The sequence below is a fragment of the Stenotrophomonas sp. Ste86 genome, assembly GCF_024519465.1.
Classification (GTDB): Bacteria; Pseudomonadota; Gammaproteobacteria; order Xanthomonadales; family Xanthomonadaceae; genus Stenotrophomonas.
In genome coordinates this window covers 57158-66113 of sequence record NZ_JALJRW010000003.1, presented here as the reverse complement: position 1 = coordinate 66113, position 8956 = coordinate 57158, and the positions used below count along the sequence as shown (strand labels likewise).

Here is an 8956-nt window from a genome sequence, read left to right as displayed (position 1 = left end):
GAACATGGCGCTTAAACACATTGATCAGGATGGTATCTATCCTGGCGGGAAGCGGGGGCTGCCCGGTCGGGCGGCGATGGCAATCGTCAACGAGAATTCAGCCGAAACCGAAGAGCGCTTGAGCACACTCGAAAGCGGCACCGGTGGCGTGGATGGTGCGATCGAGACGTTGCAAAGCGGATTGGCGACCGAAGCTCAGAACCGATCCCAGATGGATGCGGTGCTAGGGGCCCGAATTGACTCGGAGCGTGAGTCCTTGGTGGCACTTGGCGCTCGCATTCTTGGCAAGAATCGATTGATCAACGGTAACTTTGACTTCACCCGGCGCGGGGTGGCGGGTTCCCGCACCAGCGCAGAGTACGTCGAGTTCTACACGGTGGACCGCTGGGTGTGCGGCTTCGTGGGCATCAACGGCAACTGGGGTGTGGGAGGCACGCCGCTGGGTGCAATTGCCGGCTCTCGCCGCTTCCTCGGGTACAACATCGTGTCCGTCGCAAACAACAACTCTGCAGCCTATGTCGGGCAGAAGATTGAAAACTGCGACACCTTTGCAGGTAAGACTGTCACCCTTTCCATATGGGCGCGCAGTAATGTAGCCGGGAAGAAAATTGGCGTGCGCATCTTGCAGCTGATGGGCACTGGCGGAAGCCCCTCGGCCAATACCTCGACGGAATGCCCTGCCGTTGCGATCCTAACAACCTCCTTCAAGCGCCATTCCTTCACTGTCACACTGCCCTCAATGGCCGGCAAGACGCGCGGTAACAATGGCAACGACAGCCTGTTCGTCGTTTTGGACTACTGCGCCGACTCGACCTTTTACGCAGGTCAGATCGTGGCGCAGACGGGTCTCTTCGAGATTGCGCAGGCTCAGCTGGAAGAGGGTGGCGTGGCTACCGACTTTGACTTCCGCCCGCTGGCGTTGGAACTCACCCTGTGTCAGCGCTACTACGAGAATAGTTATAGCGAGGATATCTATCCAGGAAGCGCCGCCGCTGTCGGCTACGCCTCCGCACTGGTAGCCACCAGCGGTTACTTCTTGTCGGCATCACCAGTATTCAAGGTTCCTAAACGTTCCGTGCCTGCCGTGACGACCTACCGGTACGACAACGGCGCAACCGGGCAGATGAGCGAATATGGCACTACCGGGTCGCTGCAGGCTGGCCGCCCAACCTCAATCACCAACATCAGCACCAACGGGTTTGAGATCCGGAGCGACAGCTCTCCGGGTGCAGGCAACGCGGTTCGTTACCACTGGGCAGCAGACTCGGAGCTTTGATATGTACAAACTGACCAACGACCCTGATGTGGTCCTCGGCACTGAAACCGGAACATTCATCCCTCGCGGCCATCGGTTGTGGGAGGAATACGAATCATGGCTTGCAGCCGGCAACACCATTCCCCTACCGGAAGACACGCGCACGCTCTCCGACATCAAAGAGCAGCTGGTCGCTGCGGCTACAGCGTTGCGCTGGGAAAAGGAAACAGGTGGTATCGAGCTTGGCGGCGTGCGCGTGGGCACGACACTAGACGATCAGAACCGGATCAGCGGTGTACTCTCCGCCATCGCCCTGGGCGGTTTGGCGGAGGTGGACTTCAAGGCCCAGAACGGATGGGTGAAGCTGACCGCTGCGGAGATACAGGGCATTGCCCAGTACATCTCGGCACACGTGCAGGCGTGCTTCAGTGCCGAGCGGGTGCACCACGAAGCCATCGAGCGGCTCGTGAGTACAGAAGAGCTCGCGACCTATGACTTGACGCAGTACTGGCCAAGCTAGGCTAGCAGGGGCTTGGCCTGGCCTGCATACGGTTGAACATGCCGGCCTAGACAGCGCTCAGCGGCCCCACCATAGTTGGGGTTGGCCGCCGGGACCACGACATGAGCATCCTGAACGTACTGATGACACCCGAACGCGCGGTCGTGGCGGTCGACACCCTCGCTCAAGATGCCGTCACTGGCGAAATGTCCGAGGGGGCCAAGCTGCTGCTGATCCCCCAGCACAACATTGTCGTTGCCGCGCGTGGGTCCGGGCAGTTCTTCCTTCGGGTGTATCAGCTGTGCCTTGAGGCCAGCTTCAGAAAGGCGTTCAGCATCGAGCAGATCATGGGGGAGGTCGGGCCCGTCATGGACCAGATGTGGCCCAACTATGTCCAGGCGATCCGGGATGCCAACATGGACTTGGGTCAGTTGCAGTCGGAGATTGTCGTGGTGGGCTGGTCCAAGGCCCAAAGCCGGATCGTCGGGGCCGCCTACGCGAAGTCAGTTGTCGAGCAACCCACCCGTGTGGCCCCGCTGATCGGCGGGATAGCTGCGCCAGGCCAGCCGCTAAGGGATGTTCCCGACAGCTTCCATCCCCATGCGATCCTTGCCGCCGGGCGCCGGCAGGCCGAGTATGTGAACGCTGAAGAAGGGCGGCACGTAGCCGGCGGCAGGCTTATCGCAGCGTTTCTGGAGCGCGGTGAGGCGACAGTGCGCGATCTGGGTGACATCTAGACAGATAAGCCACGGGCCGCTGCAGCGCGCTCTCCTCCCTCGCCTTGGGCAACATGGCAGAGGCGGGCTTCAAAGCCTGGAACAGATAGGGGCTGACTGGTTCGCGGGTTCAGGCATCGCCCAGTAGATCTCGGCGCACGCCCATCACACCGGCACAACAACGCTTGGGGCCAGATTGCGCCCATGTGCTATTCCGCGCAAATCGAAGCCGCCTACCAGAAGCTGGTCCGCATGACCGGCGCCTCCGTGTCGCTGCAGGAGTTCGCCGCCCTCTACGCCCACGACCCGGGTAAGAAGCGGCCGAAGACGCCGAAGGCAATGGACGATGCGTTCGCCGCGGGCAAGACCCCTGCCGAGCGTTCGGTGTGGGCGGCGATCCAGGACTGGAACGCCGGGGACGCCACTGCCTTCGAGCAGGAGCTTTTCACGCAGAAGACCCGCCTGGTCAACGCCGAGCGCGCGCTGCAGACCAAGATCACGAAGAAGGCCGAGAACGACGTCCGTGTGGCCACCAACAAGATCGCCCGGGCCCAAGGCAAACTGGCCGACCTCCGGCGCACTGACCACGTGGCAAGGGACTCACGCATCTTCCCGGGCGTGTACGGCACGGTAATCGTGTCTGAGGGCGGGAAGCGAGTCGTGAAGCCGATGCGCTACCAGTGCCGGCTCGCTGGGAAGCCGGCCAGCTACGACCAGCGTTACCCAGGCACCTACAACGCCAGGCGCGACAGCCTGGAGGGCTTCTGGCGGCCGGCGTTCGGGCACACGCACGCGCTCATGGTGGTGGACACCTTCTACGAGAACGTGGAAGGGCCTGACGGCGGCAACCAAGTCGTGCAGTTCACGCCTCGTACGGGCGACCCCATGCTGGTGGCCTGCCTGTGGTCGCATTGGGTCGATCCCGCCGGCATAGAGCCTGATCTACTTTCCTTCGCCGCGATTACCGATGACCCCGAGCCAGAGGTCGCCGCGGCCGGCCACGATCGGACAATCATCAACATCAAGCCTGAGCACGTGGACGCCTGGCTAAATCCGGACCCCGCCAACCTTGGCGCGCTGTACGCCATCTTCGACGACAAGAGGCATCCGTTCTACGAGCACCGGCTGGCGGCGTGATCTGCGAGGCGACTTCGTCGCTGGTTGCTGGCGAAGGCCTGGGGCTCTAAGCTCTGGGAAAGGAGACTGGGAGGCAGCGCATGGATCAGAGCTGGGTGAATACGCTGCTCAACGATCGAGAGAGCGAAAGCGCGATTCTTGACTACAAGCGAGCCATTCCCTCAAAGGATGATGCCAGCATAAAGTCATTTCTGAAGGATGTGGCTGCATTCGCCAACGCGCGCGGAGGACGCATCGTGTACGGCATCGCAGAGGACGGGAAAGGGCGCGCCGCCACCCTCGTTCCCATTGCGCTTAACGTCGATCAGACCGCGCTTTGGATGCAAAATAAAATCCTTCGTGGAATTTTTCCCAGGATAAATGGAGTGGCCGTTCAGCCAATCCACGTAGGCGCGGGCCCGGTAATCGTAGTGGACGTGCCCGTCCAGTATGGTGGGCCTTATCAGGTGGAGGTGGGGGACTGGCGTGTTTTTCCAATCCGGGCCGGGGTCGGGAACATTGAAATGACTTACCAGCAGCTGTTCGATGCTTTCTCGCTACGCGATTCGACCGAGTCGCGCATAGACAGTTGGATCGCTAAACGCACCGCTGAAGTATTAGGTGAAATCCGGTCGATTGGCAGGCGCGTCGCGGTTGTTCATATGGTCCCCCTGTCGGCATTTCATGCTGGCAATTTGCCCGACTTGGCGGTGCTTAAGGACCGTCACCTTCGAGTATCTGGCTCGCTGCTTATAAACCGATTTAACTACCGTGGCATGATGGCCACGAAAAATAGTTCGGGTACCAAGCCGGAGCCGCCTTATATTCAGTTTTACCGAAATGGGATTGTCGAAATTTCGTGGTCGGTGTCAGTCAACGATGGGCAAGACGCTTCACTCCAGTCCGTCCAGACGGCGATCCATCTCATGGACCTTATTCCGCAGGCTGCCAGAGCTATCCAGCTTGCAGGTGTAGAGGGGCCAGGTGTGCTGGCCATGAGCTACGCGAATGTAGCCGGGCAATCGCTCTTCATATCTCAAAATGACGGGCAGCAATACAAATCGCAACAAAACGATGAATCTGTCCTCAGCTTTGGCCCTGTGATCTATGAGCAGCTGGATCTCTCGCTCGAACAGCTCGGCCCTACCGTACGAAATCTAATGACAGACCTGTTCCGGTCTTTCGCGATGGATGATTGCTTCTACTTCGAATCAGACGGGACCATCAAATCGAAGGTCCTTCGAGAGCACGTAGCTGCGTACAGGTCGACGTGGGATGTGGGTCAATAGCAAACTCGAGCGCTTCAACATCTTGCCCGGGGGAGCTCGTGGACTGAGGTGGTGTAGTTGGGAGACAGCATGTGCTGCCTCATCCCCCAAGCCGGTTTGTCCTGCCAGCCCGATGCACCTAGTCCGGCCATGCCCCGTCCGAACTTCCGGTTGATCTGATCCAGGGTGGCCATCAACGCATCGTTTCCAACAACGGCCGGGGCGAACAGGTCTGGCTGAAGGTCGTGAGGCTTGGCCAGGTCCAGCAATGCGACTCCGGCCTTCTTGTAGCCGATGCCGTCTCTCAGCAGGCCGCGGAGCAGTTGTCTCACGGTCCCCAGCACGAGCGTGGTGTCCGAGGTGGCCGTCGGCAGCACGACCGATCGCGTCGCGTTGTGCTGCGGCAGTTCGGGCCGGAAGGTGTCGGAATGCGCGAACACCCAGAGGCCCGAGGCCACCAGCCCACGCGCGCGCAGCTTCTCGCAGGCCCGGACCGCAAAGGTGGCCAGCGCTTGGGCAACGGCGTCGTGGTCGGCCACCCGATCCGCGAACGAGCGGCTCACCATGATCTGCTGTCGGTCGGGTTCCACCTCCTCCAGCTCCATGCACGCATGCCCCTGCAGTTCCCGCTGGGTCCGCGCGAGGGTCACCCCGAAGGTGGCAAGGATGTCATCGGGGGGCGCGTCACGCAGGGCGGCGGCGGTCCTGATGCCCATGTTCATCAGCTTGGGCGCCAAGCGCCGCCCAACGCCCCACAGGTCCTCTACTGGAAACCGGCGCAGCAGCTCTTCCCGCTTCAGCGGGTCGCTCAGGTCGACAACGCCATCGGCCGACTTCGCCGCCTTGTTCGCCAGCTTGGCCAACGTCTTCGTCGGGCCGATACCGATGCAATTCGGAATGCCGGTCCACCGATGAACCCGTGCGCGCAGCTCCCGCGCAAAACGCTCCCTGTTCCGAACGCGATGCAGGTCGATGAAGCTCTCGTCGATGCTGTAAACCTCGACGCGGGGCGCCGCATCGCGCAGCACAGATACCACGCGGCCGCTCAGGTCCCCATACAGTCCGAAGTTGGCGGAGCGCAGCTGCAGGCCGTGGTGCCGCACCAAGTGCTTCAGCTCGTGCGCGGGCTGTCCCATCTTGATGCCCAGGACTTTGGCTTCTGCTGATCGGGCGATCGCGCACCCGTCGTTGTTGCTCAGCACCACCAACGGTTTGCCGCGCAGAGCGGGTTGGAAGACCCGCTCGCAGCTGGCATAGAAATTGTTGCCGTCAACGAGCCCGAACATGGCCGCGCCTCCGCTGAATCTGGCGCGCGACACCGACTACGGCAAACACCTCCACCTCGGTGCCTTGCTCGAGCACGATGGGCGGGAATTCGGGGTTGGCAGAATGCAGCTCCAGATGGTGCTCGAACAGCTGAAGCACCTTGCACGTAGGCTGGTTGCCATCCCAGATGGCGATGACCAGGTCGCCGGGCTGCGGTTGCACGGACCGGTCGACGACCAGGATATCGCCATCGCTGATACCGACTCCCAGCATGGACCAGCCGTCGGCACGGTACAGGAAGGTGGCGGCCGGGTTCCGGACCAGCAGGCGGTGCAGGTCAACCGCATCGTCCATGAAGTCGTCGGCCGGGGAGGGGAAGCCCAGGCGGGCTCGCGCGCCGGCCAAAGGAACGAAGTTCGCCGGACCGTCTATGGCCGCGGCGCCGATCAACGTAGCGATCGTGGTGGGAAGGGGAAGGGACTGCATGGCGGGAACTCTGGCTGGGCGGTGTCTCATGACGAGAGACGGGCCGAATGTTAGTACAATTACTAACTGGGCGGATGACCGGTTCACGCCGGAGCCTGTTCAGCGGTCGGCCGGGGACGTATCAGGCCGTGCGACGAAGCGCATTCAGAATTGAGCCCATGGGAAAGACTGTCGAGGAAAAAGCCCGTTGGGCCCGTGGCAAGGCGGCCGGGCTCTGGGACCGCGTGAACGCCATAGAGGCGATGAGGGGGGGGGACTGGCAGGTCCAGGCGCGCCGTCGGCGGGCCGCCGGCCGACTGGTTGAGGAGGCCGGGCGGTACGAGCGGATGGCCGCGTGCTTCGAACCACCAGACACAGATGAATTGCCGTTCTAGCTTCAGCTAAGCCATTGAAACAAATGAAGAAAAAATCACTATGAATTGAATCTGCATAAAGTGATTGACAAGGGTAGTTGCTGGAGGTCTACTTGCCTCGACCTCAGCGGCGAGCCCGGCATGGAAATCAATCAGTCTGAAGTTCACCTCGTCCTGGAGGGCTATTTGCCCTCCCTGCGGGAAATGGTTGGACAAGCCGTGTCGGACTACAAAGAGATGTACAGCCCTTTCCTGCGGAACTTGCATACAGGGCGCAGCAAGGCGTCAGTGATTCATGATCACTTCTTTCACCACGCAAGGGCGTACGCCGAAAAGACTCCCGGGGTCCGTTTCGAGCAGGTGAAAAAGCTCTGCATGCTCCAGTTCTCGGAAGGCTTCATCATCCGTTTCAAGAAGGTGGATCGCGATCTCTTGCCCTCTGGTCATCTGACTCAACAGGTCGTAAAGTTCCGCACCCATCAAGCATTGGACGGCTTGCCTCAGTCGGTTCATCTGGACCTGGGATATGAGGAAGACATCCTTGGCAATTTGCAGAGTGTGTTCCTGATCTGCCCTTCCGGACCGCGTTCCAACATGTGGGTCTCGGAGCTCAACGACGAGGCGCCCGCTACGACTACGGTTGTCAGCCTGTTCGGGGCCAGCAACACCACTATCGAAGAGCCCGCCGGCGCGACCATCGCGACGAAGGCAAAGCAGGACAAGTCCAATGAAACCCAATCCGGAAATGGTGATCCTGGCGCGTGAGTACCGAGAACTGACCCAGTCAGACTTGGCGGCCGCGGCCGGCATCACCCAACCGCGCGTTGCAAGAATCGAAGCGGGCACCGGTGCTGATCTGAGCGACGCGGAGATGCGGGCGGTCGCCGACGCGTTGGGTTTTCCCCTCGGGTTCTTCAGCTTGGCTGAACAGCGCTTCTCTTACGGCAGTAGCTCGGTTTTCACGCGGAGTCGGCAGCTTAAAGCTGGTGAGCGGCGCAAGATATCTGGGCTTATCAACGTGCTGCGTATCCACGTAAAGCGGATGCTTGACCACGTAGACGTGCAACAAGTGCGGTCTCTGCCGCGGTTGAGCATCGATGACTATGGGACAGCCAGTGCGTGCGCGCGGGCCCTCCGCGTCGCGTGGAATTTGCCCAGCGGGCCTGTTCGAAACCTCACTCGACTCCTTGAGGGCGCCGGGGTTGTGGTCATCGAGTGTGACTTCGGTGGGGTGCCGATGGACGCTACCTGCATCCAGTTTGCTGACCTTCCGCCGATCGTGTTTATCGACAAGTCCGTGCCTGGGGATCGCTGGCGGTTCACCTTGGCACATGAACTAGCGCACCTTGTAATGCATGACCTGCCACATCCTTCGATGGAAGATGAGGCAGACGACTTCGCATCTGAATTTTTGGTGCCTGGTGACGAGATTTCTCCAAATCTCTCACGTCAGAACGCTTCTAAATTGGCGACCTACATGCCATTGAAGGAATACTGGCAGGTCTCAATTGCAATGCTGGTGCGCAAGAGCCTGACGCTCGGGAAGATCGATGACAACCAACGGAAATGGCTCATCATTCAGATGAACAAGCTCGGGATTCGCAAGGTTGAACCACTGCCGATTCCCAAGGAGCAGCCTTCGTTGTTCCCATCCCTCATCAAACATTTCCGTGAACAGCTGGGATTTACCGACGAGGAGCTCGGGGCCGCGCTTATGTACGCGCCGGACCGTCTAGGTGAGCTGTACGGCGACATCGGGCAGGAAAGGGTCAGGCCCCAGTTGCGAATTGTTCGGTAGCAGGGGGGCGACTTAGCAGTCCAGCTGCCTGACTCCCCTCCTGAAATCAGCGAGGTCGGCCCAGCTGGGTCAAGCGTTCCACGCGGCGTACTCCTGAAATCGAATGCGTCCGAAACCCGCGCCACGACTGCTGAGCGCACGAGACTTTTAATCTTTTGGTCGATGGTTCGAATCCATCACGGCCCACCAATTGCATCAA

Annotated in this window: 9 protein-coding genes; 7 read left to right on the top strand and 2 right to left on the bottom strand. The window is 60.6% G+C overall.

What is annotated here, in order from left to right:
• The first annotated feature begins 4 nt into the window (after nucleotides 1–4).
• The 5 genes from NR101_RS04100 (at nucleotide 5) to NR101_RS04080 (ending at nucleotide 4875) form a co-directional block, all read left to right on the top strand.
• The gene (locus NR101_RS04100) at nucleotides 5–1276 is read left to right on the top strand and encodes a hypothetical protein (RefSeq protein WP_256775413.1); all 1272 of its coding nucleotides are present in this window, start codon (nucleotides 5–7) and stop codon (nucleotides 1274–1276) included.
• 1 nt (nucleotide 1277) lies between these two features.
• Nucleotides 1278–1775 carry a DUF4376 domain-containing protein gene (locus NR101_RS04095; RefSeq protein WP_256775412.1) on the top strand — a complete coding sequence of 166 codons (498 nt, stop codon included), beginning with the start codon at nucleotides 1278–1280 and terminating at the stop codon, nucleotides 1773–1775.
• Between the two features lie 101 nt (nucleotides 1776–1876).
• Entirely contained in the window at nucleotides 1877–2491 is a 615-nt protein-coding gene (locus NR101_RS04090) for a hypothetical protein (protein WP_256775411.1), read from the top strand.
• A gap of 183 nt (nucleotides 2492–2674) precedes the next feature.
• Nucleotides 2675–3607 (top strand): SOS response-associated peptidase family protein, encoded by a 933-nt coding sequence (locus NR101_RS04085; protein WP_256775410.1) that lies wholly within the window; start codon nucleotides 2675–2677, stop codon nucleotides 3605–3607.
• Between the two features lie 95 nt (nucleotides 3608–3702).
• Complete coding sequence (locus NR101_RS04080) at nucleotides 3703–4875, top strand: ATP-binding protein (protein ID WP_256775409.1); 1173 nt, start codon at nucleotides 3703–3705, stop codon at nucleotides 4873–4875.
• 14 nt (nucleotides 4876–4889) lie between these two features.
• On the opposite strand, the gene NR101_RS04075 is transcribed toward NR101_RS04080, so the two are convergent.
• Together NR101_RS04075 and umuD are read right to left on the bottom strand one after the other, a co-directional pair.
• On the bottom strand, nucleotides 4890–6140 hold the full coding sequence (locus NR101_RS04075; RefSeq protein ID WP_256775408.1) for a Y-family DNA polymerase: 1251 nt from the start codon (nucleotides 6138–6140) through the stop codon (nucleotides 4890–4892).
• Complete coding sequence (gene umuD / locus NR101_RS04070; protein ID WP_256775407.1) at nucleotides 6124–6606, bottom strand: translesion error-prone DNA polymerase V autoproteolytic subunit; 483 nt, start codon at nucleotides 6604–6606, stop codon at nucleotides 6124–6126. The genes NR101_RS04075 and umuD overlap by 17 nt, the downstream gene beginning before the upstream one ends.
• Nucleotides 6607–7100: 494 nt before the next feature.
• On the opposite strand from umuD, the gene NR101_RS04065 reads away from it, so the two are divergent.
• Nucleotides 7101–7724: a hypothetical protein gene (locus NR101_RS04065; protein WP_256775406.1), complete on the top strand. Its 624-nt coding sequence runs from the start codon at nucleotides 7101–7103 to the stop codon at nucleotides 7722–7724.
• A complete protein-coding gene (locus NR101_RS04060) occupies nucleotides 7687–8757 on the top strand; it encodes an ImmA/IrrE family metallo-endopeptidase (RefSeq protein ID WP_256775405.1) in 1071 nt (356 codons plus the stop codon). Before NR101_RS04065 ends, NR101_RS04060 begins: the two co-directional genes overlap by 38 nt.
• Nucleotides 8758–8956: the final 199 nt, after the last annotated feature.

Coding starts and splice junctions, on each gene's coding strand:
- NR101_RS04100 (WP_256775413.1), top strand. CDS start 5: ATGGCGCTTAAACACATTGATCAGGATGGTATCTATCCTGGCGGGAAG.
- NR101_RS04095 (WP_256775412.1), top strand. CDS start 1,278: ATGTACAAACTGACCAACGACCCTGATGTGGTCCTCGGCACTGAAACC.
- NR101_RS04090 (WP_256775411.1), top strand. CDS start 1,877: ATGAGCATCCTGAACGTACTGATGACACCCGAACGCGCGGTCGTGGCG.
- NR101_RS04085 (WP_256775410.1), top strand. CDS start 2,675: ATGTGCTATTCCGCGCAAATCGAAGCCGCCTACCAGAAGCTGGTCCGC.
- NR101_RS04075 (WP_256775408.1), bottom strand. CDS start 6,140: ATGTTCGGGCTCGTTGACGGCAACAATTTCTATGCCAGCTGCGAGCGG.
- umuD (WP_256775407.1), bottom strand. CDS start 6,606: ATGCAGTCCCTTCCCCTTCCCACCACGATCGCTACGTTGATCGGCGCC.
- NR101_RS04065 (WP_256775406.1), top strand. CDS start 7,101: ATGGAAATCAATCAGTCTGAAGTTCACCTCGTCCTGGAGGGCTATTTG.
- NR101_RS04060 (WP_256775405.1), top strand. CDS start 7,687: ATGAAACCCAATCCGGAAATGGTGATCCTGGCGCGTGAGTACCGAGAA.